We start from the raw sequence: 25,707 nt of genomic DNA, 5'->3' as shown, positions 1-25,707 counted from the left end.
TCCCCCAGGCGGTACTTGACGTGTCTGCTCGTAATGATGCCCAGGGCCACCGACACTGGGATCACCCACCCGACTGCCCTCCAGCGGGTGGCGTCGTTGCGTGGCCGGGAGGCCTGGCGGAGTTGTCAGGGTGTCCACGCGTCTTGTCGAGGTCGCGGACGGGCAGCGGCCTCGCTTGCGGTCGCCAGCCGGCGGTTTGCGTGTCGGTCGTAGAACTCGAGCCATCTCGTGTGTACGTCCGTGTCCATGAGGTGGCTGCCAATGAGCACGCCGCCGTACCCCGAGTGGACGAGGATTCGGTCCCATCCGCCCTCCGCCTCGGCGAACCGGTAGGTCAGCTGTCCCCATGAGGGCTCGTCGTAGATGACATGTGCCTCGTTGCGGTCTGAGAAGACGATCCCGGAGATATCGCTCGCGAACGTCCCCTCCTTGATGCGGTCGTCGCGGTAGGACAGTCGGCGGTCTTCTACTGCGAGCCGCAGCCCCTCTTTCGCGTCAGATTCTTCTGTGTGGTTGCTGATGCAGGTGCGGTAGCTGAAGTCCACCTGCGACCCGTCCACGCGTTTGATCCAGATGCCCGTTGCGTCAGACCGCACGTTGAACTTGTCGCCGTCGCTAGTCAGGCCGACGTAGAAGTAGTCGACTCCTTCGCCGATCTTCTCGGAGGCGTCGGGGTGAAGATCCAGCACTTCGCGAAGCATCAGGTCGTGTGACGGATTGGTGATGCGGTCGTAGGGGGCGTAGGGGCCGCCGGTGTGCAGGAGTCTGAAGTCGTCGAATGCCGCCTTCTTGGAAGGCCAGCGGAATGATGGAAGGACTACGGGGATCGCCATAGCGGTGTCTCCTTGTTGATGTGGTTGGTCAGATTGGTGGAATGGGCTAGCTGGCTAGTGTCCGATGCCCGGTCGACATCGGCCCGGTAGCGAGTTTCAGCGATCGGGACGCCTCAGCTTCCGTAGCTGTCGGCGAGCCACCCTCGCAGCCGGCGGAATCGCCCGCGGAGTGTCCGCGCGGCGCGGTGCCGCGACAGGACGATCTCCTCGGCGTGGGCGTGCCCCGTCGCAATCGGAATCCGTGAGTCGCCAACGGCGAGTGCCGTCTCCCACGGACAGGATGGTGCCGAAGCGTCTTCGAGCTTTTCGAGGACGTGCGGGCGGTAGTGGTAGCACACCGGACCTGGTACGCCACGCCCGCCAGGCGCGACGGTCAGACTCACGAACTGAGCGAGAAGCAGTGCGCTGACCATCGCGGAGAGCGTCGCGACGTTCTGGCCAGCGCGCTCCAGGTCGATTTCAGAGCGGCGAACGTACTCAGGGTCGTCGAGCAGCCCCTCACGATCCAGCGCCACTCTGGCTGGTTTCAGCTGACGCGTGCAGGCCATGCATGGCTGGCCGGGAACCAGCGTGTGCGCGCGAGCAGTTGCCCGGTTGAATGTGTCGTCGTCGGCGACCTCGATGTTGATACCGCCGTCGATGACCGGGATGAGGTCCGCGTAGGCGATCTGGTTGAGCACCGCTCGCGGCCACGGTCTGTCCACGCAGGAGAAGACGATGTCGTAGTCCAGCGCGACGCGCAGTCCGTCCGGGCCACAGATCGACATCTCGTGCCGGCGGATGTCCGGATGGGCTGCGGTGGCCTGTGCCCGGAGGAGCCGGGCCGCGATGTCAACCTTCGCGACCTGATCTCGGGCGTCCTGGCGGCGCGCCCCGATCATCCGGTCGAGGTTTCGGTGTTCCACGGCATCGAAATCCATCACGCCGACGGTGCGGATCCCGGACGCCACAAGTCGCTGTGCGACGTCCAGGCCAACACTGCCTGCCCCGACCACCAACACTCGGATCCGGGCGAGATCCTCCTGTACAGCCGAGCCCCAGGCGCTCACCGTCCGGATCTGCGCCGACGTTGCTTCCGGCGCTGGGACAAGAACCGGATTGAACGAGGGAGCGAACGTCGCCCCAACCACTCGCACCGATTCCGCGTCAACCACGCTCGTCCGCGAGAACCAGAACCGTGCCGACCACACCTGCCCAGCACCTCCCCAGGTCATCCCAATCACTGGGAGCCGGGTCGCCGCACTTCCGAGTCCGGCGTACCCCGACTCAGTCGCTCGGTCCGTCGTGCTCATCGACTGCCACGTCGTCCCCCGAGGGTGGGAGTGCAGCAGAACCAGGCCCTCCCCTGCAGCCGCAGCTTCCTCTGTGACGCGCATCACGTAGTCGGCAGTGAAGGATGCGTTCCCGTGTACGTGCCGCTCGCCGGGGTGCGGGAGAAACACGCGGCGCAGGAGCGCCGAGGTTCGTTCCCGTCCCGTCGAAGGAGCGTAGGTGGCGAGGACCACATCCTCCTGCCCGTCCTCTCGGTCCAGATGCGCCGTGAGGATCTCGGCGACCGCGGCCGGCATCGCGACCGAGTATCGCCGCTCGCCCGTCATGATGCCCCGGCCAGGGTGGCGCGGGCGTGACCGAGCCAGGCGCGGCCCGGTTCGGTCACCTGCTCCCATCGCTCGATTTGTCGCGAGTGTCGCGTCCACCCCGGCTGCGTGTCTGACTGATCGGCGTGCACCTGCGGGAGCGTCACCGACGAAGGGAAGTGGACCCAGTGGGGAGGGATCAGCGGCCAGGATGCGAGCTCATTCGCGGCGACTGCACTCTCGAGCACCTCGCCCTCCAGTCCACCACTCGGCGCACGCACCGGGAACACAACCCAGGACTCCACGACTCTTGCCGGCGCGCCCCACTCGGCGAGGTCATCGATGAACCCCTGCACGCCCTGCCCCGCGGTGCTCATCAGGCAACGGGTCCGTCTTGCTTGACGGACTCGAACTCGTCGCCATCCTCGACCTTGACGATCTGCCGGTCCTTGAACCGCTTCAGCGTGCCGTTGCGCTTGATCTGAGCCAGGTCATACTCGGCCGGATCAAGGCCTGCCAGCAGGAGCAGGGCGCGCGCCTCCCAGTCGTCGTCCTGCACCTGGTACTGCTTCGAGTCGATCGTGATCGTCATCACCGGGTCCTTCTTGTTGCTCGCATCCGCGAGGTTCGGCTGCGTCGTCATGCGACACTCCTTCGTTTGTAGATTCATATCTTGTCATCACCTAATCACCCTTGGGGTGATGTAGCTAGTGTAACATGGAGACACGGGGGTGAGTTTTCACCACCCACACGAACGTCGGTTATCGTTGCGGTATCAGTTCAGGGGTGAAGAGCGGAATGCGCGTTGCAACTGCAGTTCGGGGACGGGGAGTTGGAACGCCTCGCGTATGAGACCGCGTCCACCGCGGGCGGTTGGTCCGCATCGCTCCTGCGCCGCTACCGGCGAGTCCTTCAGATGATCGGCGCCGCGACCGGGCCGGGCGATCTGGAGGCACTGATGAGCCTGCGGGTGCGGCCTTCGACAACGCGAGGGGTGCGCGGCGCGACACTGCGGATCGACGACGAGCATCAGCTGCGCGTTTCCTACCCGGATGCCGGCGGTACCCCCACGGCCGTCATCGAAGCCGTCGAACAGCACTGAGGAGGAGCACTATGGACAAGCACCTTGCCGGCCAGGTTCCACCCGGAGAAGTCCTCGCGGAGGAGCTTGAGGCGCGGCATTGGTCACAGGCAGAGTTCGCAGAGATACTCGGGCGCCCCACCCAGTTCGTCTCCGAGATCATGTCCGCGAAGAAGGAGATCACCCGCGAGTCGGCCGCACAGATCGCGGCCGCGCTCGGGACGTCGGCTGAGTTCTGGTTGAACCTACAGAACCGGTACCTGCTGTCTCGTCAGGCCCAAGACACCGAGACGCAGAGCCAGCTTCACAGCGTGAAGGTGCGTGCCCAACTGAACCAGCTCGCACCCGTCTCCGTGCTCCGTAAGCGTGGCTACATCACCGGAAACAGTCTCGACGAGCTCGAAGGCGAGATTCGAGACCTGTTCGAGATCGAATCTATCGACGAGGAGCCCGTTTTCGCGGCCGCCGCTCGACGCGCCAACCCCGACGTGCCGCTCACACCTACCCAAAAGGCCTGGCTTGCAGTCGCCCGTCGGCAGGCACGCAGACTCACAGTTGGGGCCTTTGACAGGGGGGGGCTCGGCGAGCTCGCCGAGAACCTCGCGCGCAAGGTGCGAGATGTCTCATCCTTCGCAGATCTGGCGACGCTCTTTGCCGCCGTTGGTGTGCGGCTTGTCTACATCGAGGCGTTCCCCGGCAGCAAGATGAACGGGGCCACGTTCCTCCTCGACGACGACGAAACCCAGCCCGTGATTGCGATCTCCGGACGAGGTAAGCGACTCGACAAGGTTCTGTTCACCCTCCTGCACGAGCTCGCGCACCTTGTCCGCGGTGACGTGCGCCCCGGCGGCATCATCCTCATCGATGACGGTGAAACGCACACCATGGGAGACGAAGAGGCGACGAACCAGCTTGCCGGCGAGTGGGCCATTCCAGGCGGCCTTCCCGCCCCGCCTCGCCCGATTCGGCAGAACTGGGTGTCCACACAAGCCGAACGGCTTGGTGTTCACGAGATCGTCATCGTGGGGTTCCTTCAGCACCACGGCCACCTCGACTGGCGCACCCAGCTCGCCAAGGGTGCCCCTTCGGTTACAGAAGAGCTCAGCAGGTGGGCGTCCGCGTAGACGGATGGCGACGACGACCACCCCCTCGGACTACCGTCGGCGACCTCGGCCGGGGGACACATCGACTCAGCGCACCGAAGACGTCACTCTCCGCCGGACTCAGCACGACGGAGGGCAGCGATCACGGCCGCTTGACCCTTCACAAGCGATCCGACTGTGCCGACGATCCATCGCCGGCTGTGCTGTGCGAGCAAAGTGTTCAGTGGCGCCCGCTCTGGGAACCCTTCTCCGATCACGAGCAACTGCGTCGGCGACAGCGGGAAGGTCACAAGTGAGACCTCGGCACCGTCTGTCTGCCTCCACAGGAGGACGGCCCCATCACCGGTGGCGAGACTTCTCGCCTCCAGGACTTGCCACGGCCATTGAGCGACGCCGAGAGCGGCGAGTCGGACTACGCCTTCCATGTGGCGCGAGAGCAGTAGCCGGTCGCCAAGGCTGAGTGAGGCGTCCTCTGAGCTACCGTCAGTCTTGACGAGGACCGCGGGGGTTCGAACCTCTGACTGGTCTGCGTAGCGTCCGCGGTCGAGATGCATGTCGAGGAATGCGATGACGTCGTCCTTGTCGCTAGCCGTCGGAGCGTGCCTGGCACGTAACTTGACTATCGCTGGCACCCCGCGGCTCTCGATTCGGTCGAACTCACCTTCAAGATTGTGCGGGAGAACCTCTGGTTCATACGCGTAGCTGACAACTGTTGCGTTGCCGATCGCGCTTGTGAACCCGCGCCCCTGCTGGATATCGAGCACGTCCACTCGGTTCCGTTCGTCGGCCCAGGCTCGGAGGTAGCTCCTCGACACCATGTGCGCACGCTTCACGTTGCCCATCAGACCTCCAGGGAATCTGCGGTAGATGCCCCACTCACAGCAGCCCTGGACAGGACGAACTCCGCCACGCGATCAGCGGGCAAGTGAGCCCTGCGGTACAGCACGTCGTTGAGCCGGATGCCTTCGACCTGGTCGTAGATCGACACCCGTGCGAGATTCACCTGACCCGACGCCGCCGCGGCATCCTTCATTGCGTCGTACAGCGCACGCTGCTTCCATCTCGGCGCGCCGTAGACGCCGAACTCGCCATCCGGGTCAGCGCCGCCGAACATGCGTTTGGCCGAGTCGTTCGACCACCGCTTCCCACCGGTCCCAGCGAAGCGCTCCCACCGCTTGCAGTGTTCGACGTAGACCTCGGCCCAGGGCAGCGATGCCGCCCATGGAGTTCCGAGAGTGGACTCGCGGTATCGATTGAAGTGAAACGACTCGTCAAGTTCGACGAGCAAATCGGAGTAGGCGAGGTCCCAACTGCCCGGGGCGAGCCGGGGGTATTCCTGCACTCCGCCAAGATCGTGGTATACGCGCATGATGCTCTCAGCAAACTCCGCCGGCAGCCGATCGAGTCGCGGCGCCGACGGCTTCGTCGAAGGTCTCCACCCTGCGTCCGAAAGGATGGCGTACAGCTCCGTCGCCCTCGCCCCCGTCGCAACCACGGTGACATCCTCCCAGGCGAACGCCCGATATCACCCCGGCAGCCACGGCGACGTGTCTCGGTCCCACACAAGCGCCACGAGATAGCCGACTCAGGTCCGCGTGATGCTCTTGTCGCCTGCCGAGCGCGCATCCCGTCGCAACCCACTCGTCGCTAGTGTGGCGACATGGGGAATGAGGCGCAGAACGCGAAGCCGATCATGAAGAAGATGCTGGTCGAAATACCAGCTGGTGCCGAGCTCACTCCATCCAAGAAGGTTCCGGGCGCATCCAGCCCGTTGGTGCATGGTCCCGACGGCGTCTCGAACCAGGTTGTCTTGCACGAGATCCCGAGCAAGATGACCAAGTTCGTGAACAGCGGGTACGCCGACTTCCTCCTCGACCTCGCCATCGCAGCGGCAATTGCAGGCGGTGAAGCCGCCATCAAGCACGGTGTCCCGAAGTTCAAGCAGTACCTAGCCGACCGTCGAGCAACGGCCGCGGCAGAGGTTCCGGCACGCGAACGCACTCCCGATGGCATCGCCATCACAGAACCTGGAGCTGTCAAGAACAGCAAACCCGGGGACGACGTCGTGGAGACTGATCCCTCATTGACCAGCGACCAGTGGTACCAACTCTTCTTCGACGCCGTCGCGCACGGAGTCGCCGGGAAGCTTCACCAGGAGATCAGCGCCGAGAAGTGGCGCGAACTGGCAGGCGCTCGGATCGCCGATGATCCCGCTACCCAAGAACTCGCCAAAGCGATGAGAGAGCTCTCTCCGGAGGAGGTAAGCGCAGGAGTCGACCGTGTTCTCGAGGAGCATCCGGAACTGCGCAACGAGGACCCCGTCCTCCTCCTGCAGCGTCTATTCGACGACCACGCAAAGGCAACCAACCAGCAGTCGCTGGAACCTAGCGAGGATGAAGTGGACGATCCTTCCGAGTCGTGACGCGCGGGCGCTCTGGTGCGCAACAAACGACTGAGTCGGTGGGACAGCCGCCGACGCCGGGAAAGTGTCACGACAAAGTCGACCCGGACCACGCGAAACATCGCGATCTACGTGACATCTAGTGTCATCTCACCGCGTTCCCGACATTCCTCGTCAGCACTCACAGCACCCGGGACACCCATGCACCCTCCTCGCCGGCGCCGCCTTCGGCGTTCTGAGTGCGTTTGAGTGCGCACGGTAAGCTGTTGGAGATGGTCTCTTCGGCCCGGAACTCACAATCCATGACGCTGAATGAGCAGTTGTTGATAATGAGGCTCATTACTAGCGTCGGTTTGGCGTTGCTGCTGATGCTCGGTCTGGCGGCAACGGCCCATACGGAGCTGGATGGGTCGGCGCCTATTCCTCTCATGGTGTCCGGGCTGATGGACCCGCACGTGGAGCCCGTAGCGGATACCACAGCAGAGCACGAGGCCGTCGCTGGTGGCTCCTGGTCGGGGTCGAACGCGCTCGTCGGTGCGGCGTTGTGTGTGTTTGGTGTGCTGTGCGGCCTCACGTTCATGGTGGTGTTGCGGAGACTGTGGCGGCGGCGGATGCCGCCCGTTCTCGGTGCAGCGCCACGGATGCCATCGCTCATTCCCGCTTCGGCAGCGCGCGCGCATCCGATCGTGTTCTCGTTGACGCAACTGGGTCTTTCCCGAACCTGATATCTGGCACGCCACCCCGTGGGGTGGTGCTTCGTCCCGGGCTGTGTGCCCGGGTTCTGTCCTGTGCCGTGTCCTGGTTTGGAGTACCCGATGAAAACCCCTGTAAAGGCGACGCTCGTCACCATTGCCGTTGTGGTGGTGCTGGCTATGGCCGCGTTGATCTATGTCCTTATCAATCAGAGCCAAACCGCTCCGCCCTCGTCCGGGGACAGCCCCTCGTCGGCGCAGCTGGTGCGGCAGAACTCGCACGTCCTCGATGACGGAGGTGAGGGCGCGGTCACGGTGGTTGAGTTCCTGGATTTCGAGTGCGAAGCATGTGGGTCGTTCTACCCGATCGTGGAGGATCTGCGGGAGCAGTTCGCCGGGGAAATCACGTATGTGATCCGCTATTTCCCTCTCCCGGGTCATTTCAACTCGAAGAACGCCGCGATCGCCGCGGAAGCGGCCGCGCAGCAGGACCGGTTTGAAGACATGTATCACCGGTTGTTCGAGACACAGGCGGAGTGGGGTGAGGCGCAGGAGTCTCGCGCCGACTTGTTCCGCGGCTTCGCGGAGGAGCTCGGCTTGGACATGGCCGCCTACGACGCCGCTGTAGCGGACCCGTCAACGACGGCACGTGTCAATCTGGACTTTGAAGAGGGTCGCGCTCTCGGGGTGAGCAGCACACCGACGTTTTTCGTCAACGGTGAGCTCGCGGAGTTGCAGGAGTGGGACGACCTTGAGAACCTCATCCAGGCCGCGGTGAGCGGTGGCCAGTGATGCGGGCCGGATTGTCACATCGACGGGTGATCATCGTCGGCGCCGGGCAGGCCGGGCTGGCGGTCGCGGCGGCGTTGAGCTCGGAAGGGCTCCGGCCGCAGCACGAGTTCGTGGTGATCGACGCGGCCGCACCGGGGCAGCGTTCCTGGGCGTCGCGGTGGCATTCGATGGAGCTGCTCAGCGACGCCCGGCATAGCGCGTTGTCTCCGCGCCGACTGATGGGCGATCAGCGCCGACATCCACGAGCGGACGAGATGGTCGACTACCTCACGTATGTGGAAGCCGGACTTGGCGTGGAGACCGTCTGGGACGTCCGAGCTACCGGGGTGGAGCATCGTGGGAACGGTTCGACGCTGCTGCTATCGACGACGACGGGTGAGGTGCAGACCCGCAATGTGGTGTGCGCGACCGCCGCGGCCGCGCATCCTCGGCTGCCGGAGTGGGCGAGTTGGCTCCGCGTGCCGGGTGCCGTGCTGCACAGCAGCGAGTACCTATACCCGGGGCAGATCCCTGCCGGGGACGTACTCATCGTCGGCGGCGGGAACAGTGGTGTGCAACTGGCTCGCGAACTGTCCGCATCGCACGCCGTCACCCTGTCCACCCGCACTCCACGGCGCCACCGGCCCGCGATGAGCTACCCCACCGCGGCGGGCGAAAGCATGTCCTTGCTGTCGCGCGAGAGACGCCCCGAGCCGGTGTTCGGCGACAGCTATGAACAGCTGCGGCGTGCGGGGGTCACGATCGCACCCGCGGTGACGACCGCGGATGGCGCCACGGTGACCTTCGCTGACGGTGCTCAAATCTCGCCGGGGTCGGTAATCCTCGCCACCGGATACGACCCGGGTGACCACTGGCTGCCGGAAACGGCCCGCACCGAGCGGCCCCGGCGCACCACGACCGGGCTTCCCGGGTTGTTCGTGGCGGGAATGCCGCACTACGGCGGCCGCGGCTCCGACACCATCGCAGGCGTTTCGAGAGACGCGACGACGATCGCCCAGCACATCATCAACCGGCCCTGAAAGGACCGAGACCATGACCTCCATACCCGTTGCCGACCGCGCATCCCGGCGCCGATCGCCCACCCCCGGGATCCGTCGACGCTCCTTCTTTCTGCCCGGCCTGGCGGCGCTGCTGCTGACCGCCGGTCTGCTGTTCGCCGTCGCATCTCCCGCAGCCGCGCACGATGAGATCGTCTCGTCCTCCCCGGAAGCCGGTTCCACGATCGGCGTGATTCCGGAGGAGATTTCGCTGACGTTCAGCGGGGAGATCCTCACCGATTTCAGCGCGGTGATCATCGAGGTGGTCGCTCCAGACGGGCAGAACCTCGCGTCCGGGGAACCGGTCATCGACGGGACCACCGTCACCCAGGCTGTCCAGCCAGGTCAGGCCGGGGTGTTCACGGTGCGGTGGCGGGTCGTCTCCAGCGACGGGCACCCGATCAGCAACGAGTACCAGTACACCGTCGAAGCCGTCACGGTGCCCACCAGTACCCCCACCCCCGAAGCGACCCAGGAACAGACACCCGAACCGTCTGCGACGACCCCGACCACGACCTCCGGAGAGATGCACAACGGCCCCTCCGGAGGTGGGGAGTTCCTCCCCGTCCTCGCGGTGGTAAGCGGTGTGATCGTGCTCGGCGGTGCCCTGATCGTCGTACTCATGGTGGCCCGAGAGCGCCGCCGCCGCGACAGAGCAGCCGCAGCTGCCGCGTCCGGCAAGGGCAGCGGAAATGGCGACACGGGGAAGAACGGTCCCGCCGATGAATCGTGAGCAGTCCCGACGATTCGCGATCGCCTGCCTGGCCGCCGGCGTGGTGGTCCTAATCGACCAGGCGACGAAAGCGGCCGCACTCGACGGGTTGCGCCAGGACGAGCGCATCCCGCTGCTGGGTGATCTGCTCGGGCTGCAGCTCGCGTTCAACCCGGGCGCGATCCTCTCTCTCGGCGCCGGGTTCACAGGGCTGCTCACTCTCCTCGGCGTCGGCGCCGTGGTGGTGTTGATCGTCGCCGCGGCGCGGGCACGGACGGGATGGTGGGCGGTGGGGATCGGGCTGATCCTGGGCGGCGCGGTCGGGAACGTGATCGACCGGCTGTTCTCCCCGCCTGGCTTCGGGGTCGGGCACGTCACCGACTTCCTCGCCTACGGGAACCTCTTCATTGGGAACCTCGCTGATGTCGCCCTCGGCGCTGGCGTGATCGTGCTCGGCCTGAACATCTGGATCCGACACCGGCGCGCCCGCACGAACACAGCGGATGCTGGGGTGGCCGGTGGACCGTTGCCGGCGGCGGGGTCGGCGGTGAGCGGGTCATGATGGCGAAGCAGCGCACCCCGTCCGTGTATCAGCGCAATGCGTTCGCGCCGGGTCTGCTTGCGGCGGCGGTGTTGTTCCTTGCACCGGTGTTGATGGGTGGGGACTGGTTCACGCTGGTGCTGTTCGTTGCCGCGATCTTCGCGGTGATTGTGAGCTGGTTCGCCATCCAGGCGCGGCAATGGTGGTGGGTGCCGGTGTTCGCGGCGATCCTAGTGATTTGGAACCCGGTGTTCCCGTTTCCGTTCACCGGCCCGGTGTGGACGGCCGCGCAACCGGTCGCCGCGGTCGTGTTCCTGGTAGCCGGCGCACTGATCAAGGTCAAGCGCCCATGAACCGCCGCGCTCTGATCGCCACCGCCTCGGCCCTTCTTGTCGTCGGGCTGCTCGCCGGCTGCACGTCTGGCGACTCGCTCGCGCAGCAGTACCGGGACGGAAACGAGAAGGGCTACATCGCCGGCGATTTCCAGATCGTCGAGATCCCGGAGACCGACCGTGGAGAGCCGGTGGTCTTCGAGGGCGTCACCGAGACCGGCGAGGCGGTCTCCAGCGACGACTATCGCGACGGGGTGCTGGTAGTGAACTTCTGGTACGCCGCCTGCGGGCCATGCATCGTCGAAGCGCCACTGCTCGAGCAGGTCTGGCAGGACTACCAGGACCAAGATGTCGCGTTCCTCGGGGTCAACACCTACGACCAGCCCGCGACCGCACTGTCGTTCGCCCGCGACAACAACGTCACCTACCCGAGCGTGATCGACGTGAACGACGGCAAAGTGAAACTCGCATTCGCGCAAGTCACCCCAATCCAAGCCACCCCCACCACCCTGGTCATCGACCAGGAAGGGCGGGTCGCCGCGCGGATCATCGGGCAGCTGGCCAGCGCATCGATCCTGTCCACCCTGGTCGCCGACACCCTCGCCGAGGACACCTCGTGAACCCGGGAGCGGTCATCGTCGACGGCGCCCTGTGGGTCGCGATCCCGGTCGCGATCCTCGCCGGGCTGGTCTCCTTCGTGTCCCCGTGCGTGCTGCCACTGGTGCCCGGCTACCTCGGCTACCTCGGCAGCACCACCACGACGACCACACCCGCCACGGTGAACAGCGGGCGCACGGTGACGGCGGAGCGCGCCCGGCTGCTGCTGGGAGTGAGTTTGTTCATCGCCGGGTTCACGGTGGTGTTCGTCGCTGTCACGATCCTTGGCGGCACCTTCGGATACCTGCTGCTGCAATACGCAGGCATCCTCACCCGGGTGTTCGGGATCATCATCATCGCCCTCGGGCTGGTATTCCTCGGCTTCTTCGGCATCGCGCAACGCACCCTCCGCCCCCGCGCCCAGGGCAGGGCCGGGCTGATCGGCGCGCCGCTCTTGGGGTTCGCGCTCGGCGTCGGCTGGACCCCATGCATCGGCCCGACGCTCGCAGCGATCATCTCGATGTCGTGGAACCTCGGCGACCCCGCCCGCGCCGGCCTGCTCGGTCTCGCCTACTCGCTGGGCCTGGGCATCCCGTTCCTGATCCTCGCGGCCGGGTGGGGCTGGGCGTCCCGCTCGGTCACGTTCCTGCGCCGCCACATCCGCGCCCTGAACATCCTCGGCGGGGCCATGCTCATCGCCCTCGGCCTGCTGATGGTAACGGGACTGTGGACGGTGCTGATGTCGCAGCTGCAACAGGTGGTGATCAATGTTCCCCTCCCGCTCTGACACCGGCACCGACGTCACAGCCGACCCGCTGCGGCCCGGCGACCACGCCGACACCGATGTCGATACCGCAACCGAGATCACCCAGCCGACCCTCGGTGTCACGGGCTGGCTGCGGTGGGCGTGGCGGCAACTGACCAGCATGCGCACCGCGCTGGTGCTGCTCCTGTTCCTCGCCATCGCCGCCGTGCCCGGGTCGCTGTTCCCGCAACGCAGCGCCGACCCCAACGGGGTCATCCAATGGGAACGCGACAACCCCGACGTGTTCCCGCTGGCGGACGCGGTCGGGCTGTTCGACGTGTACCTGTCGCCGTGGTTCTCCGCGATCTACCTGCTGCTGTTCACCTCCCTGATCGGCTGCGTGATTCCACGCGCGAAGCACCACTACAAGGCGCTCCGCACTCGCCCGCCGCGCACCCCGGCGCGGCTATCACGCCTGTCCGAGTACCGGGAGCTCACCATCCCGGTAGGGGCCGCGCAGCCCGATGCGGCCGCGCACGCGGTTGCCGTCGCGGCAGAGCAGCTACGTAAGTCCGGGTACCGGGTGGAACGCTACGACGCGCGCAGCGCTGCGTCGGTGTCTGCCGAGCGCGGCTACCTGCGGGAGACCGGCAACCTGATCTTCCACGTCGCCCTTATCGGCGTGCTGATGTCGGTGGCGATCGGCGGGTCGTTCGCGTACACGGGGCAGCGAGTGGTGGTGGAGGGCACCACATTCGTGAACGCGCTCAGCGACTACTCCTCGTTCAACCCCGGCCGATTCGTCGACGGGACCGGTCTTGCGCCCTACTCGCTCACCCTCGACGACTTCCAGGTCTCCTACCGGCTGCCCGGCACCCCCGGCGCAGGCCAGGCCGGCGACTTCTCCGCCGACGTCTCTATCCGACAGCCCGGCCAGGACGACCGGGCTGAGAGTGTGATCGTGAACTACCCGATCACCGTCGAAGGCGACCGAATCTACCTGCTCGGCAACGGCTACGCCCCCACCCTCACGATCCGCGACGCCGCCGGCCAGGTCGTGTACAGCGAGTCGCAGCCGTTCCTGCCGCAGGACTCCAACATGACCTCGCTGGGGATCATCAAGATCCCGGACGGGCTGCCCGAACAGGTCGGGCTGGTCGGGTTCTTCTACCCCACCCAGGGGGTGCTGCCCTCCGGCGCGTTCACCTCCGTCTACCCCGACGTGGTCAACCCGGTGATGACCCTCAACGTGTTCAGCGGCGATCTCGGCATCGACGACGGCACCCCGAGGTCGGTGTACACGCTCGAGGTCGACGGGCTCACCCAACACACCGGCGGCGACACCACAGCCGACTCCCTCGAGCTCACCCCGGGCGCCACCGTCGACCTGCCGAACGGATGGGGCACCATCACCTGGGAGGAGGTCACGACAGAGCAGCCGGTGAAGCGGTTCGCGTCGCTGCAGATCCAACGCGACCCCAGCAGCGGCTGGGTGCTCGCGTTCTCCGTGCTCGCCACCCTCGGCCTGTTCGCCGGCCTGTTCGTCCCCCGCCGGCGGCTCTGGGTGAAAGCCCGCACCACCCCGGACGGCGTGCACGTCGAATACGCCGGCCTCGCCCGGGGCGAAGACCCCACCCTCGCGCGCGCCGTCGACGAACTCGCGACCCGCCACGCGCAGTCCCTCGGCATAGAGCAGGCCGCGAAGGACACGCCGTGACAACCGTGTGGATCCCGGATGCCCCGCCGACCCTGGGCGTGTTCCTCACCCCGGCCCCCCTTCCCGCCCCCCTGCTACCGATCCTGGCGGGGCTGCTCGCAGTCGCCTACCTGGCCGGCGCGATCCGCATGTGGGTGCGTGGGCGCGGATGGCCGATGTGGCGGACCATCAGCTTCTTACTCGGTTGCGTCGCCCTCGCCGCTGTCACCGGTCTTGCTGTGGAGAACTACGGGTACGCGCTGTTCTCGGTGTTCATGTTCCAGCAGCTCACCCTGATGATGGCGATCCCGCCGCTGCTGGTCCTCGGCTCTCCGGGCACCCTGCTGCTGCGCGCCACCCCGCACCGCGGCCCCGGGCTCCTGGTGCTGCGTGCCGCGCATGCCGGGCTGCACAGCCGGACGGGACGGTGGCTGCTCAGCCCGTGGCTGGCGGTGCCGCTGTATCTGTTCGCGTTCTACGGCCTCTACCTGGCGAACTTCGCTGACCCGATCCTTACCACCGTCACCGGCCACACCCTCCTCGAGGTCGGGTTCCTGGTCGCCGGGATGCTGTTCACGATCCCGATCCTGTCCTCGGACCCGCTGCCGGTGCGGATGAGCCACGGCGGCCGCGCCCTGGACGTGTTCGCCGAAGCCGCCCTGCACGCCTTCTTCGGCGTCTTCCTGATGATGGCCACCACCACCCTCATCGACGGGTTCGCCGGCCCGACGAGCGCGCTGGGCATCGACCCGATCGAAGACCAGCGCCTCGCCGGCGGGCTGGCCTGGTCCTACGGCGAGGCCCCCACCTTGCTGATGCTCATCTACGTCATGCACCGCTGGTTCCGCGACGACACCGCCCAGGCCGCCGCCGCCGACCGTCGCGCCGACGCGCACGGCGACCCCGAGCTCGACGCGTACAACGACTACCTCACGCGACTCCACCAGAAAGACACCTGACCGATGCGCACGACCCTGCCGACCCCTGCCCCGGCCGCCGCGCCGGAGCAGGGGACGCCGCCGCGCCGCCCCGTTGCGGCATGGTCGCTGCCGTTGTGGGCGGCGGTGCTGGCATCCGCGGCCGCCGGCCTCCTACTGGATCTCGCCTCCGCGCCGGTGGGGTGGTGGCCGTTGACGTTCGTGAGCGTCACGGTCGCCCTGGTGGCCCTGATCGGCCGCAGCATCGGCGGGGCGCTGCTGGCCGGCACTGTCTTCGGCGCCGTGTTCTACACGACCCATCTGGTGTGGGTGGGGGAGTTCCTCGGCCCGGTCCCGTGGCTTGCCCTCGCCGGGCTGGAAGCGGTCCTGTTCGGCGCGGGAGCGGTGCCGATCACGCTCGCCTACCGGTGGACCGCGCATCACTGGCCCCGCGGCCTCGTGCAGCTGCTCGTGGTGCCGCCTCTGATCGCGGTTCTGTGGACGGCCCGTGAGGTGGTGATGGGTGCGTGGCCGTATTCCGGGTTCCCGTGGGCGCGCCTCGGCATGACCCAGGTGGGCGGGCCGCTCGCGGAGGTCGCGTCGTGGACGAGCGTGACCGGCCTGTCGCTGCTGATCGTCATTCTGTGCGCCTCTGTGGTGCAGTGGGTCCGCGCCGGCGGCATCCGGTTCATGCTCGGACTACACCCTGCCGTGAGCGTCGCGGTGCTCCTGGTCGTGACACCGCAGTTCCCCACCGCGCCGGCCGGAGAGTTCCGGGTCGGCTGGGTGCAGGGCAACGGCCCCACCGGGTACTTCGACGACAAGACGCCCGGCGACGTCCTCGCCGCGCAGACCGCCGCCACTGTGCCGCTGTATGGGCAACCGATGGATCTGCTGGCCTGGCCGGAAGGCGGCGTCGACGCCGACCCGCTCAGTGATCCCGCCGCCGCCGAGGCGTTGGACCGAGTCGTGCGCTTGGCCGGTGCGCCGCTGCTGATGAACGCCGCCACCACCCGCGGCGACGGTGTCTTCAACACGTCCCTGCTGTGGACCGCGGACCCCACGGGCCGGCAGTGGCACGACAAGGTCAACCCGGTCCCGTTCGGGGAGTACGTGCCCGACCGCTGGTTCTACGAGCTGATCGTCCCCGAGCTGGTGGGACTGATCCAGCGCGAGTACACCCCCGGCACCAATCCGCCGATTGTGCAGGTCGGGGATGTCGGGGTGGGGTTGGCGATCTGCTTCGACGTGATCTACGACACCGTGATCTGGGATGGCGCCCGATCCGGTGCAGAAATGTTCGTGTTCCAGACCAATAACGCCGACTTCCGTGGGACCGACGAGAACCTGCAGCAACTCGCGTTCGCCCGGATGCGCGCCATCGAAACGGGCCGCGCCGTCGTCAACGTCTCGACGGTGGGCACCAGCCAGGTGATCGCCCCGGACGGCACCACCCTCGACAGCATCGCTGTCGACACCGCTGCCGGGTCGATCAGCATCGTCCCGTTGCGCACTGGACTGACCCCCGCGGTGGCCCTCGGCCCCTGGCTCACCGGTCTCATCGTGCTCGCCGCCGCAGGTGGCCTTGCCGCGGCGGGGTTCTCCCACCGTGCCCGCACGCGTGCGGGCGGTAGTGATCGTCCGACTGACCAGGCGAGGCGCCCATGAACACGTCACGAGTGAGGGCTGTCACACATCCACTTAACCTGCCGCTCCGACCGTCGGTGACCGGCAGCGATGCCACGATCCCTGGTGAACGGATGGCCGAAGGATGCGCGCCTACGCCCGCCGAGAGCCGCGCCTTGCGGGCCGGTGTGAGCCGACGTGTTCTGCTGACCGCGGGGACGGCGAGTGTGGTCGGCGTGCTGGTGGCCGGTCCGTTGCTGCCGGCCGCGTTCGCGGCGACCTATCCGTCCTGGGAGGACGTGCAGGCCGCGAAAGCGAACGAAGCAACCAAAGCCGCCGAAGTCCAGCGGATCCAGGGCCTCATTCAAAGCCTGACCGGTGAGGTGACACGCACCCGCACTATCGCCGAGCAGGCCGCGGGCGCGTTCTACACCGCCCAGCAGGAGTACTTCGACGCATCCATCCGGGCGGACGCGCTGCAGTCCCAAGCCGACACGGAAGCGCAGAACGCGACCGACGCCGCGAACAAGGCCGGCCGCGTCGCCGCGCAACTGTACCGAGACGGCGGCGACACCACTTCCCTGGAGCTGTTCTTCTCCGACTCAGCGGCCACCGCGGACGACCTCCTCTCCAGGTTGGGCGTGATGGACAAGCTGCTCGAGCGCAACCAGGCGGTGTATGCCGCCGCGATCACAGCACGGGACGCCGCGCAGAGCCTGACCGATCAGGCAGTGGTCGCCCGAGACGAACGCGACCGACTGCAACGCGTCGCTGAACAGAAGATGCTCGAAGCGCAGCAAGCCGCCGATGCCGCACAGGCGGCGTTGGACGCGCAAACCCTCCACCTCGGCGAGTTGCAGGCCCAGCTCGCCGCCCTCGAGGACACCACAGCCAAGACCATCGCCGACTATCAGGCCGGAGTGGAAGCTGCCCGCATCGCCGAGGAGCAGCGGCGAGCGGCTGAGCGGGCCGAGGCCGAGCGGCTCGCGGCCTCAGGCGGCGGCGGAGGCGGTGTGGTCAGCTCCGGGTGGGCACGGCCAACATCCGGGAACCGCACCTCGGGATTCGGGCCGCGCAGCTCACAATGCGGCAACGGGTACTGCTCGACCAGCTACCACTACGGCGTCGACCTGAGCGGCGGCTGCAGCGCCGGGATCTACGCGGCCGCAGCGGGCACCGTCGTCTACGCCGGATACAACGGCGGCTACGGCAACTACATCAAGATCGACCACGGCGGCGGGATCGGCACCGGATACGCCCATATTCGCAACGGCGGCTTCTACGTCGGATACGGCCAACGCGTGAACGCCGGCGACCTGATCGGCAGCGAAGGCAACACCGGCAACGCGTTCGGCTGCAACCTGCACTTCGAGGCCTACGTGAACGGCTCCCCCGTCAACCCCATCGACTTCCTCGCCGCCCGGGGCGTCTCCATCTGACCCGAAATGAAGGACATCATGACTGAACAGACCACCTCAACCGGCGACCAGCCCCAGACGCCCTCCACACGCCGCAGCCTCCGCCGCGCCGTCACTTCCCTCCCCGCCAGCGCTCCCCACCCCAGGCGACGCGCGATGGCCACGACGTCTGCCCGCCGCGAGGCGCGCGCGCTGGCGCCGATCCGGTCCCTCGCGGCACTCGCAGTGGTAACCGGCCTGATCGCCACCTTCGCCCTCCCCGCATCCGCTGCCTGGCAGCCAGCAGACATCGAGATCCCGACACTGCAGCAAGTCGCGTCCGAGGACGCGCAATCTCTGATCGTCGCCTCCGACGCGACCGCGACGCAGCTCACACGGGAGAGCTACGCAGCCACCACCCAGGCGGAGATCGACCAGAAGAAGGCGGCAGAAGCAGCCGCAGAACGCGCGCGCGCTGCGCAGGTCGCCTCGCTGCCGTTCGACTACAGCATCGTGCCCCAAGGCAGCGGAACCGTGCGGTGGCCGGTCGGCGGCCCGTTCACCGTGACCGACCGGTTCGGGGACCGAGGCGGCGCACATATGGGGACCGACATGGTCGCTGCCGGCGGAACCCCCGTCTACGCGTCCCTCGACGGTGTCGTGCGGATCTCACAGGACAGCTACGGCGGGTACGGGGTCACCGTTGTGGTGGAATCCGTCCTGAACGGGCAGCAGGTGAGCACGGTGTACCCCCACATGCAAACAGGCAGTCGGCAGGTCGGCGTCGGGCAGAGCGTGACGGCCGGGCAGCTGGTCGGGCTTGTCGGTAGCACGGGCCGCTCCACCGCAAATCATCTGCACTTCGAGGTGTATCTCGACGGCACCGCCGTCGACTCGCTGGCCTGGCTGGAAGCGAACGCGGGCTGACACATGTCACGCCGACATCCGCCGCGCAACGATGCTCGAGCCCACCCCTAGCCCGCAACGATAAAAGGATGACTTCGCCATGACCGGAACTGACACGCTCTCCCTCGACGGCATCTCGCTGCTGCTGGTGTGGACGGCGATCGCCACCTACCTGCTCGCGTTCATCGCGTACACCATTGACCTCGCCCAGCGCTCCGTTCCTGCCAGCACCCCGCAGCGGGAGCCGGCCCTGGTCGGCGCCACTGCAACAGTGAGCCCGCAGACCGAGAGCACCCAGAGTCGTGGGGCGGACAGTGTCCGCACCCCGCCCGCACAGCGGCCGCGGCTACTGTGGGCACGGATCGGGACGTCGCTGGCGGTCCTCGCGTTCCTGTTCCACCTGGCCGGGACCGTCCTGCGCGGGATCGCGGCCGGCCGGGTGCCGTGGGCGAACATGTACGAGTTTGCGCTGACCGGCACCGTCCTGATCGTCGCCGTATACCTGCTGGTGCTGCGCCGCTATGACCTCCGCTTCCTGGGCGCGTTCCTGATCGGCATGATCGTGCTGCTGCTGGGCGGGGCGACCATCACCTTCTACGTCGAGGTCGTTCCGCTGATGGACCCGCTCAAGAGCGTGTGGCTGGTCATCCACGTCTTCGTCGCCTCGCTCGCCACCGCCCTGTTCGCGATCGCGTGCGGCCTCGCGGTCACTCAGCTCATGCAAACACGCCGGGAACGGCGCGCCGACACAACCTCTGCTCGTGCCGGCGGACCGCGGTTCCTGGCGACGCTGCCTACCGCGGATGCGCTCGAAGCCCTCGCGTACCGGTTCGTGATCGTCGGGTTCGTGTTCTGGACCTTCACCCTGATCGCTGGTGCGATCTGGGCCAATGATTCCTGGGGACGTTATTGGGGGTTCGACACCAAGGAAGTGTGGACCTTCGTGATCTGGGTGCTCTACGCCGGGTACATCCACGCCCGCGCGACCAGAGGGTGGCGCGGCACCCGCTCCGCCTGGCTGTGCATCATCGGGTTCCTCACGGTGCTGTTCAACTTCACCATCGTCAACATGTTCTTCAAAGGTCTCCACGCCTACTCCGGCCTCAGCTGAGCCTCCTCCGCGAATCCGCCTGAGACACGAACTGAAAGCACGCAGATGACTCCGAACCGCCCGAATCCGGCCAACACCCCTCAGCGCGGTCCTGTCACCGTCAAGCAACAGCGTGAGCGGAAGCGCCAGCAGAAATTGGCTGAGTATCAGAAGCAGCTTGCCAAACGCCGCCGCAGCAAGCTGGTCTGGTGGGTCGTCGGGTCGACGGCGGCTGTGGTGATCATCGGCCTCGTCGTCGCATCCGTAGTGCTCGCACCGTCACCGCCAAGACAGTACGAGGCCGGCAGCGAGGGGGCGAGCATCGAAGGCGTCGAAACCTTCGAGAATACGGCTGAGCACGTCGAGGGTGCTGTCCAGTACGAGCAAAGCCCCCCGGCGGGCGGCCCGCACAATGCGGTCTGGTTGAACTGCGGCATCTATGACCAACCGGTCCCGAATGAGAACGCGGTCCACTCCATGGAGCACAGCGCCGTGTGGGTGACCTACAACCCCGACGAGGTCGCCGGCGAGCAACTCGCAACCCTCAAGAGCCTTCTGCCCTCAACCTATGTCGTTCTGTCCCCCTACGAGGGACTGGCGGCGCCGATCGTGATGTCCAACTGGAACCAGCAGCTGGAGGTCGACTCGGCCGACGACGAGCGCATCGGCGCCTTCTTCGAAGAGTACTGGCGCAGCCAGAACGCTCCCGAGCCGAACGCCGCCTGCACTGGCGCATACGACGCACCGGGAAAGCAATGAACCGCAGTGAAACCAGCGACGCGTCCCCATCCCGAGGGTGGCCGCGGTGGTGGATCGTCCTCCTTGTCCTGCTCGCGGTAGGCGCGCTGACCTTCGCTGTGGGCCGCTTCTCAACCTTCGGGTCGCAGGGCGCGGGCACGCCGGGTGCTGACTCTCCCGAGGCGGGCTTCTCCCGCGACATGCAGGCGCATCACGCGCAGGCGATCCAGATGGCCATGGAGATCTACCGCAAGACGTCCGACGAGGAACTGAGGATCTTCGCGTACGACATCGCCACCGGGCAGGCGGGCCAGCGCGGCGAGATGTACGACTGGCTCGTGCAGTGGGGGCTGTCGCAGTCCGGTGCTCCGATGATGCAGTGGATGGACGCCTCTCCGGGCGGGAGCGACCACGCGATGCCTGACGGGGCGGCCATGACGGAGGAAGAGGCACGCATCGCCATGGGAATGGCCTCAGCCGAAGAGATCTCCGCCCTGGAGGGGGCGACCGGGCAGCAAGCCGATTGCCTCTTCCTCGAGCTGCTCATCCGCCACCACGAAGGCGCCATCCCCATGACCGAGGCGCTCATCGAACTCGGCACAGATCCTCGAGCCCGGACCGTCGCAGAAAACATCAAGAACGGACAGACCGCCGAGATCAGCGCGATGAAATCCATGCAGGTGCGACTGGGCTGCGAATAGCACCCGAACGCACCTCCGCGGTGCCTGCAGCAGACCCGCTCCGCCTGGCTCCGCAGAATCCCGACCCGAGGGAACTACCGTGACCACAACGCCCACAGAAGCCCACGCAGGCGAGCGCGCCGCGAGTAACGCGGTACGCACCGGGCACAAATGATGCCGATCAATTACCGCACGTTGCGGGTAGTCGGGCCGACGATCCTCGTTGGGGCGGCACTTGCTTCCCTAGTCGGCGCACTGGCATTCGGTGGCGGCGCTGCACAGCTCCCCCTTGGTGACGCCGGCCCGGTCGTGCGCTGGGGGCTTCCGGCCGCAAAGCTGATCGTGAACCTCGCCGCTGCGGGAATGGTCGGTGTGCTCGTGACGGTGTCGACGACGCGTGAATACTGACCCCCAGACGTTGGGCGGTTTCAAGCGATCGTTGCAACACTCCTCGATTCTGGGAGTTGTGTTGTCTTCGATTCGTCGTGTGAAGAAGGGCCCCGGCCGGCGCCCGCAGTCGGCCAAGCGGCAGCGGTTCATGCAGTTGCGGGAGCAAGGGTGGAGCATCGCGGCCGCCGCCCGAGAGGTCGGCGCCTCGCGCACCGCCGGTCACAACTGGGCGCGCGGATACAAGACTTACAAGGCCGGTGCGGTCGTCGGCTACGTGCCGGCGTTGGACCGGCGCGAGGTGCGGGTCGTGAGTGCCCGGTTCCTCTCCCAGGACGAGCGGGTTCGGATCGCGGACCTTCATCACGCCGGTCAGAGCGCGCGCGAGATCGCGGCGCAGCTCGGTCGCGCGCCCTCGACGATCTCGCGTGAACTGAGCCGGAACTCCAGCGCCGGCGGCGGTTACCGTCCGTTCGAAGCACATCGGCTTGCCAGTCGGCGGCGGGGGCGGGAGCACGCGCGTCGCATCGACGTGGACGACCGACTCCGGGAGGTCGTTGACGAGTTGCTGCAGCAGCGATGGAGTCCGCAACAGATCAGTCGCTCCTTGCGCGAGCGGTTCCCCGACGAGCCCTCGATGTGGCTGAGTCACGAGAGCATTTACCAGGCCGTGTATCGGCCCGGATCGGCGCTTTCGCGGCCGTCCAAGCTCGCCCCGCACCGGCCGTCACCGTTGCGGACGGGCCGCGATCATCGCAAGGCGCAGCAACGCACCGACCGGCGACGTCCACGCTTCCAGCAGCCCATGCTCACCATCCACCACCGCCCGTTCGCGCCAGAGGACCGGTCCGAGGCGGGGCATTGGGAGGGGGACCTCATCATCGGGAAGGAGCAGGGATCGGCGATCGGCACGCTGGTCGAGAGGCAGACCCGCACGACCCGACTGCTGCACCTGCCGAACCGTGACGCGGACGCGCTTCATGCCGCGCTCAACGCCACGATGGGCGATCTCCCGCCCGGGCTGCTGCGCTCGATCACCTGGGACCAGGGCACCGAGATGGCACGGCACCTGAAGATCACCGAGACGCTCGGCACGCCGGTGTTCTTCTGCGACTCGCACTCGCCCTGGCAGCGCGGAACGAACGAAAACACGAACGGGCTCCTGAGGGACTACTTCCCCAAGGGAACGGACCTCAGCCGACACCCCGCCGAGCACCTCCGAGCCGTCGAGAACGAGCTCAACAACCGCCCCCGCGACGTGCTCAACGGCCGCTCACCGGCGACCATGTTCGCGGCCCTGCTAGCCTCGCAAAGTCCGTCGGTGTTGCGACGATGACTTGAGACCGCCCGACGAAAAGGGGGCAGTTTTCAGCCGCCGTTGACAGACGGCGCTGTTCACGTTGCGGTCCGGTGAGCGTGAGTTCGATATCGCCCTCGATACCGCGTCGATCTCCGCCGCCGTGTTCACCGTGGCAGCCGGTACGACCGGGTTCCTCACGTTTCTCAGCGTCTTCAACCCTGCGATCGACGTCGGACCGCAGTTCGGTGCCCAGCTCGGACGGTTCCTTGTCGAACTCGAGCTGGGCCGGACGTGGCTGATCACGACGGTCGCGGGCGCAGCACTCACCGTCCTGACATTCGCGGTGCGGTCCTGGGTTGGAACGCTTCTGGTTGCCCTGCTGGCGGTCGCCTCGCTCGTGCCGATGGGCACGCAAGGACACTCTGGTGATGACGCCCTTCACCACGAGGCGATGATGGCGCTCATCCTGCACATCATCGGCGCCGCGGTGTGGCTCGGCGGTCTCCTCTTGCTCGTTGCCATCCGTCCGGTCCTCCACCGGCAGCGCATCGCCGATGTCGTCGCCCGCTACTCGAGCATTGCCTTGGCCGCGTTCGTGCTCGTCGCCGTGTCCGGCACGGTGCGCGCGGCCATCGGCCTGCAGCAGTGGTCGGATCTGCTCTCCCCTTATGGCGCAATCTTGGCCGTCAAGGCCGTCGCGCTGGTCGGTCTCGGGCTCTTCGGCGCGTGGTACCGGATGCGGCTGATCGGCAAGATGCGCGGCTCTGACGGGGCATCCCGCCTCTTTTGGATCTTGATCGTGTTCGAGTTGGCGTTGATGGGTGTGGCCAGCGGTGCCGCTGCAGCGCTGGCCCGCACCCCGCCACCGAACCCGGTCCCGCTTCCCGAGATCCCGACGCCAGCGGAACGCCTCACCGGTGCACCGCTGCCCGCGCAGCTCACGATCGAACGGTGGGTCACCGCATGGAACGTCGACCTGCTGTGGGCGGTGATCGCCGGGTTCGCGATCTTCTTCTACCTTGTCGGGGTGTGGCGGCTACGCCGCCGCGGCGATGCGTGGCCGGTGTACCGCACGATCATGTGGGTCACCGGCATGGTGCTGCTGGTGTGGGTCACCGGCGGAGTCATCAACGTCTACCAGGACTACCTGTTCAGCATGCACATGGTCGGGCACATGCTGCTCACGATGGCGATCCCCGTGCTGCTGGTCGCCGGTGCGCCGGCGACCCTCGCCGCCCGGGCGATCCGCAAGCGCGACGACGGCACGCGCGGCGGCCGGGAATGGATTCTGTGGGCCGTGCACTCGCCCGTTGCCCGGGTGCTGACGAACCCGTTCGTCGCAGCCGGGCTGTTCATCGGGTCGCTGTGGATTTTCTACTACACCGACCTGTTCCGCTGGTCGCTGGCCGACCACCTCGGCCACCAGTGGATGATCGCGCACTTCCTCATCACCGGTTACCTGTTCGCACTCTCCCTGATCGGCATCGACCCGGTGCCGTGGCGGCTTCCCTACCCCGGCCGGCTGCTGCTGCTCATCAGCGTGATGGCGATGCACGCGTTCTTCGGCATCGCCATCATGATGCAATCGGGACTGATGGTCGCCGACTGGTTCGGGTCGATGGGCCGGACGTGGGGGCCGAGGCCGCTCGAGGACCAGTACACCGGCGGCGGCATCGCGTGGTCGATCGGCGAGATCCCGACCCTCATCCTCGCGATCACCGTCGCGATCCAATGGAGCCGCAGCGACGACCGTGAGACCAAGCGCCGCGACCGGCACGCCGACCGCACCGGGGAAGCCGAGTTGCAGGCCTACAACGCGCACCTGGCCGACCTCGCCACGCACGATGCTCGCCCCCGCCGCTGAGCCCTACGCAGACACAGAGGACCGCGTGACGACGAAGGAAGAGCTTGCCGAACGCTACGGTCGTGCTCAGCGCCCTATCCGCCGCCGACTGTTCTGGATCGCCGTCACAGGTGTGGCGGCGTTGTCCGTCGCTGCGCTTGCATGGCTGACCGTCTCGAACTCGTTCGACGACGTCGGATTCGACGAGACAGGTTTCGAGCTGGTCGATGCCCGCACGGTGACCGTATCCTTCCAGGCCACCCCACCCGCCGGCGCGGCGTTCGCATGCGCTGTGCAGGCGCTGGATGAGGACTTCGGCATCGTGGGCTGGCGTGTGGTCGAATACCCGGGGTCAGAGGAGACCACGCGAGCCTTCGTTGAGACGATCCCGACCGTCGCACAGGCCACGACCGGCACCGTGAAGGTCTGTTGGGTCACCTAGTTCGCAAGGGGGCGAAGCCCGCCGCCTGCGGAAGCGCTAGTCGAAGAGTTCGCCGAGCCATCGGTCGCGCGACAGCTTTCGTCGCGCAAGCGGATCGGCCTATGCGTCGGGATCGGTCAGGTCGGGTTGTTGTGCAGCAGCACAATTGCGTGTACTGACTTCGCGGCAGAGCTTGAGTCGGCAGCTCTCACGCGCCGCTTTGCGTAGTGGCTCCGTGGTGTGACTTCCAGTCCTACCGCCTC

General features: G+C 66.9%; 29 protein-coding genes. 23 read left to right on the top strand and 6 right to left on the bottom strand.

Annotated elements, in window-relative coordinates:
• Positions 1-125: 125 nt before the first annotated feature.
• From IM777_RS00715 to IM777_RS00700, 4 genes are all read right to left on the bottom strand, one after another.
• Complete coding sequence (locus IM777_RS00715; protein WP_194384235.1) at positions 126-833, bottom strand: DCL family protein; 708 nt, start codon at positions 831-833, stop codon at positions 126-128.
• A 113-nt stretch (positions 834-946) separates the two neighbouring features.
• Positions 947-2,401, bottom strand: a complete 1,455-nt coding sequence (locus tag IM777_RS00710) for a ThiF family adenylyltransferase (RefSeq protein ID WP_194384234.1) — start codon at positions 2,399-2,401, stop codon at positions 947-949.
• A 26-nt stretch (positions 2,402-2,427) separates the two neighbouring features.
• Positions 2,428-2,787: a hypothetical protein gene (locus IM777_RS00705; RefSeq protein WP_194384233.1), complete on the bottom strand. Its 360-nt coding sequence runs from the start codon at positions 2,785-2,787 to the stop codon at positions 2,428-2,430.
• A complete protein-coding gene (locus IM777_RS00700; RefSeq protein ID WP_194384232.1) occupies positions 2,787-3,053 on the bottom strand; it encodes a hypothetical protein in 267 nt (88 codons plus the stop codon). Before IM777_RS00700 ends, IM777_RS00705 begins: the two co-directional genes overlap by 1 nt.
• A 162-nt stretch (positions 3,054-3,215) precedes the next feature.
• Between IM777_RS00700 and IM777_RS00695 the strand changes: the two genes are divergently transcribed.
• Positions 3,216-3,512 (top strand): type II toxin-antitoxin system RelE/ParE family toxin, encoded by a 297-nt coding sequence (locus IM777_RS00695; RefSeq protein ID WP_194384231.1) that lies wholly within the window; start codon positions 3,216-3,218, stop codon positions 3,510-3,512.
• Between the two features lie 11 nt (positions 3,513-3,523).
• Positions 3,524-4,615, top strand: a complete 1,092-nt coding sequence (locus IM777_RS00690; protein WP_194384230.1) for a HigA family addiction module antitoxin — start codon at positions 3,524-3,526, stop codon at positions 4,613-4,615.
• 83 nt (positions 4,616-4,698) lie between these two features.
• Here IM777_RS00690 and IM777_RS00685 read toward each other — a convergent pair whose 3' ends face one another.
• Positions 4,699-5,436, bottom strand: coding sequence for a DUF4238 domain-containing protein (locus IM777_RS00685; RefSeq protein ID WP_194384229.1), 738 nt, complete (start codon positions 5,434-5,436; stop codon positions 4,699-4,701).
• A complete protein-coding gene (locus tag IM777_RS00680) occupies positions 5,436-6,089 on the bottom strand; it encodes a DUF7255 family protein (RefSeq protein WP_194384228.1) in 654 nt (217 codons plus the stop codon). The genes IM777_RS00685 and IM777_RS00680 overlap by 1 nt, the downstream gene beginning before the upstream one ends.
• Before the next feature lie 165 nt (positions 6,090-6,254).
• On the opposite strand from IM777_RS00680, the gene IM777_RS00675 reads away from it, so the two are divergent.
• From IM777_RS00675 to IM777_RS00575, 21 genes are all read left to right on the top strand, one after another.
• On the top strand, positions 6,255-7,016 hold the full coding sequence (locus IM777_RS00675; RefSeq protein ID WP_194384227.1) for a hypothetical protein: 762 nt from the start codon (positions 6,255-6,257) through the stop codon (positions 7,014-7,016).
• Between the two features lie 281 nt (positions 7,017-7,297).
• The gene (locus IM777_RS00670; protein ID WP_194384226.1) at positions 7,298-7,720 is read left to right on the top strand and encodes a hypothetical protein; all 423 of its coding nucleotides are present in this window, start codon (positions 7,298-7,300) and stop codon (positions 7,718-7,720) included.
• Positions 7,721-7,810: 90 nt separating this feature from the next.
• Positions 7,811-8,479 carry a DsbA family protein gene (locus IM777_RS00665; RefSeq protein WP_194384225.1) on the top strand — a complete coding sequence of 223 codons (669 nt, stop codon included), beginning with the start codon at positions 7,811-7,813 and terminating at the stop codon, positions 8,477-8,479.
• 26 nt (positions 8,480-8,505) lie between these two features.
• On the top strand, positions 8,506-9,498 hold the full coding sequence (locus tag IM777_RS00660; protein WP_237673317.1) for a flavin-containing monooxygenase: 993 nt from the start codon (positions 8,506-8,508) through the stop codon (positions 9,496-9,498).
• A 13-nt stretch (positions 9,499-9,511) separates the two neighbouring features.
• Positions 9,512-10,249, top strand: coding sequence for a copper resistance CopC family protein (locus IM777_RS00655; protein ID WP_194384224.1), 738 nt, complete (start codon positions 9,512-9,514; stop codon positions 10,247-10,249).
• A complete protein-coding gene (locus IM777_RS00650; RefSeq protein ID WP_194384223.1) occupies positions 10,239-10,790 on the top strand; it encodes a signal peptidase II in 552 nt (183 codons plus the stop codon). The genes IM777_RS00655 and IM777_RS00650 overlap by 11 nt, the downstream gene beginning before the upstream one ends.
• Positions 10,787-11,122 carry a DUF6804 family protein gene (locus tag IM777_RS00645; protein WP_194384222.1) on the top strand — a complete coding sequence of 112 codons (336 nt, stop codon included), beginning with the start codon at positions 10,787-10,789 and terminating at the stop codon, positions 11,120-11,122. The genes IM777_RS00650 and IM777_RS00645 overlap by 4 nt, the downstream gene beginning before the upstream one ends.
• Entirely contained in the window at positions 11,119-11,721 is a 603-nt protein-coding gene (locus tag IM777_RS00640; protein WP_194384221.1) for a TlpA family protein disulfide reductase, read from the top strand. Before IM777_RS00645 ends, IM777_RS00640 begins: the two co-directional genes overlap by 4 nt.
• Complete coding sequence (locus IM777_RS00635; protein ID WP_194384220.1) at positions 11,718-12,485, top strand: cytochrome c biogenesis CcdA family protein; 768 nt, start codon at positions 11,718-11,720, stop codon at positions 12,483-12,485. Before IM777_RS00640 ends, IM777_RS00635 begins: the two co-directional genes overlap by 4 nt.
• Positions 12,466-14,160 (top strand): cytochrome c biogenesis protein ResB, encoded by a 1,695-nt coding sequence (gene resB, locus IM777_RS00630; protein ID WP_194384219.1) that lies wholly within the window; start codon positions 12,466-12,468, stop codon positions 14,158-14,160. Before IM777_RS00635 ends, resB begins: the two co-directional genes overlap by 20 nt.
• Complete coding sequence (locus IM777_RS00625; protein ID WP_194384218.1) at positions 14,157-15,098, top strand: cytochrome c oxidase assembly protein; 942 nt, start codon at positions 14,157-14,159, stop codon at positions 15,096-15,098. Before resB ends, IM777_RS00625 begins: the two co-directional genes overlap by 4 nt.
• Before the next feature lie 3 nt (positions 15,099-15,101).
• Positions 15,102-16,724: an apolipoprotein N-acyltransferase gene (lnt, locus tag IM777_RS00620; RefSeq protein ID WP_194384217.1), complete on the top strand. Its 1,623-nt coding sequence runs from the start codon at positions 15,102-15,104 to the stop codon at positions 16,722-16,724.
• Entirely contained in the window at positions 16,721-18,121 is a 1,401-nt protein-coding gene (locus tag IM777_RS00615) for a peptidoglycan DD-metalloendopeptidase family protein (protein WP_194384216.1), read from the top strand. Before lnt ends, IM777_RS00615 begins: the two co-directional genes overlap by 4 nt.
• Before the next feature lie 135 nt (positions 18,122-18,256).
• Positions 18,257-19,006 (top strand): M23 family metallopeptidase, encoded by a 750-nt coding sequence (locus tag IM777_RS00610; protein WP_228480881.1) that lies wholly within the window; start codon positions 18,257-18,259, stop codon positions 19,004-19,006.
• Positions 19,007-19,085: 79 nt separating this feature from the next.
• Positions 19,086-20,096, top strand: a complete 1,011-nt coding sequence (gene ccsB, locus IM777_RS00605) for a c-type cytochrome biogenesis protein CcsB (RefSeq protein ID WP_194384215.1) — start codon at positions 19,086-19,088, stop codon at positions 20,094-20,096.
• Between the two features lie 45 nt (positions 20,097-20,141).
• Positions 20,142-20,834, top strand: a complete 693-nt coding sequence (locus IM777_RS00600; protein WP_194384214.1) for a thioredoxin-like domain-containing protein — start codon at positions 20,142-20,144, stop codon at positions 20,832-20,834.
• Positions 20,831-21,514, top strand: a complete 684-nt coding sequence (locus IM777_RS00595) for a DUF305 domain-containing protein (protein WP_194384213.1) — start codon at positions 20,831-20,833, stop codon at positions 21,512-21,514. The genes IM777_RS00600 and IM777_RS00595 overlap by 4 nt, the downstream gene beginning before the upstream one ends.
• A gap of 150 nt (positions 21,515-21,664) precedes the next feature.
• Positions 21,665-21,901, top strand: a complete 237-nt coding sequence (locus IM777_RS00590; protein WP_194384212.1) for a hypothetical protein — start codon at positions 21,665-21,667, stop codon at positions 21,899-21,901.
• A gap of 79 nt (positions 21,902-21,980) precedes the next feature.
• Positions 21,981-23,216, top strand: a complete 1,236-nt coding sequence (locus IM777_RS00585; RefSeq protein WP_228480880.1) for an IS30 family transposase — start codon at positions 21,981-21,983, stop codon at positions 23,214-23,216.
• Positions 23,217-23,280: 64 nt separating this feature from the next.
• Positions 23,281-25,044, top strand: coding sequence for a bifunctional copper resistance protein CopD/cytochrome c oxidase assembly protein (locus tag IM777_RS00580; RefSeq protein ID WP_390178688.1), 1,764 nt, complete (start codon positions 23,281-23,283; stop codon positions 25,042-25,044).
• 25 nt (positions 25,045-25,069) lie between these two features.
• On the top strand, positions 25,070-25,465 hold the full coding sequence (locus IM777_RS00575) for a DUF4307 domain-containing protein (RefSeq protein ID WP_194384211.1): 396 nt from the start codon (positions 25,070-25,072) through the stop codon (positions 25,463-25,465).
• The last annotated feature ends 242 nt before the right edge of the window (positions 25,466-25,707 follow it).

The organism is Microbacterium luteum (genome assembly GCF_015277875.1).
Taxonomy (GTDB): Bacteria; Actinomycetota; Actinomycetes; order Actinomycetales; family Microbacteriaceae; genus Microbacterium; species Microbacterium luteum.
The sequence above is the reverse complement of the archived record's forward strand: the minus strand, read 5'-3'. Positions and strand labels throughout refer to the sequence as shown.

Bases quoted from the DNA above. Each gene is read 5' to 3' on its own strand.
- IM777_RS00715 (WP_194384235.1), bottom strand. From the start codon at position 833: ATGGCGATCCCCGTAGTCCTTCCATCATTCCGCTGGCCTTCCAAGAAG.
- IM777_RS00710 (WP_194384234.1), bottom strand. From the start codon at position 2,401: ATGCCGGCCGCGGTCGCCGAGATCCTCACGGCGCATCTGGACCGAGAG.
- IM777_RS00705 (WP_194384233.1), bottom strand. From the start codon at position 2,787: ATGAGCACCGCGGGGCAGGGCGTGCAGGGGTTCATCGATGACCTCGCC.
- IM777_RS00700 (WP_194384232.1), bottom strand. From the start codon at position 3,053: ATGACGACGCAGCCGAACCTCGCGGATGCGAGCAACAAGAAGGACCCG.
- IM777_RS00690 (WP_194384230.1), top strand. From the start codon at position 3,524: ATGGACAAGCACCTTGCCGGCCAGGTTCCACCCGGAGAAGTCCTCGCG.
- IM777_RS00685 (WP_194384229.1), bottom strand. From the start codon at position 5,436: ATGGGCAACGTGAAGCGTGCGCACATGGTGTCGAGGAGCTACCTCCGA.
- IM777_RS00675 (WP_194384227.1), top strand. From the start codon at position 6,255: ATGGGGAATGAGGCGCAGAACGCGAAGCCGATCATGAAGAAGATGCTG.
- IM777_RS00670 (WP_194384226.1), top strand. From the start codon at position 7,298: ATGACGCTGAATGAGCAGTTGTTGATAATGAGGCTCATTACTAGCGTC.
- IM777_RS00665 (WP_194384225.1), top strand. From the start codon at position 7,811: ATGAAAACCCCTGTAAAGGCGACGCTCGTCACCATTGCCGTTGTGGTG.
- IM777_RS00655 (WP_194384224.1), top strand. From the start codon at position 9,512: ATGACCTCCATACCCGTTGCCGACCGCGCATCCCGGCGCCGATCGCCC.
- IM777_RS00650 (WP_194384223.1), top strand. From the start codon at position 10,239: ATGAATCGTGAGCAGTCCCGACGATTCGCGATCGCCTGCCTGGCCGCC.
- IM777_RS00645 (WP_194384222.1), top strand. From the start codon at position 10,787: ATGATGGCGAAGCAGCGCACCCCGTCCGTGTATCAGCGCAATGCGTTC.
- IM777_RS00640 (WP_194384221.1), top strand. From the start codon at position 11,119: ATGAACCGCCGCGCTCTGATCGCCACCGCCTCGGCCCTTCTTGTCGTC.
- resB (WP_194384219.1), top strand. From the start codon at position 12,466: ATGTTCCCCTCCCGCTCTGACACCGGCACCGACGTCACAGCCGACCCG.
- lnt (WP_194384217.1), top strand. From the start codon at position 15,102: ATGCGCACGACCCTGCCGACCCCTGCCCCGGCCGCCGCGCCGGAGCAG.
- IM777_RS00615 (WP_194384216.1), top strand. From the start codon at position 16,721: ATGAACACGTCACGAGTGAGGGCTGTCACACATCCACTTAACCTGCCG.
- IM777_RS00610 (WP_228480881.1), top strand. From the start codon at position 18,257: ATGGCCACGACGTCTGCCCGCCGCGAGGCGCGCGCGCTGGCGCCGATC.
- ccsB (WP_194384215.1), top strand. From the start codon at position 19,086: ATGACCGGAACTGACACGCTCTCCCTCGACGGCATCTCGCTGCTGCTG.
- IM777_RS00600 (WP_194384214.1), top strand. From the start codon at position 20,142: ATGACTCCGAACCGCCCGAATCCGGCCAACACCCCTCAGCGCGGTCCT.
- IM777_RS00595 (WP_194384213.1), top strand. From the start codon at position 20,831: ATGAACCGCAGTGAAACCAGCGACGCGTCCCCATCCCGAGGGTGGCCG.
- IM777_RS00590 (WP_194384212.1), top strand. From the start codon at position 21,665: ATGATGCCGATCAATTACCGCACGTTGCGGGTAGTCGGGCCGACGATC.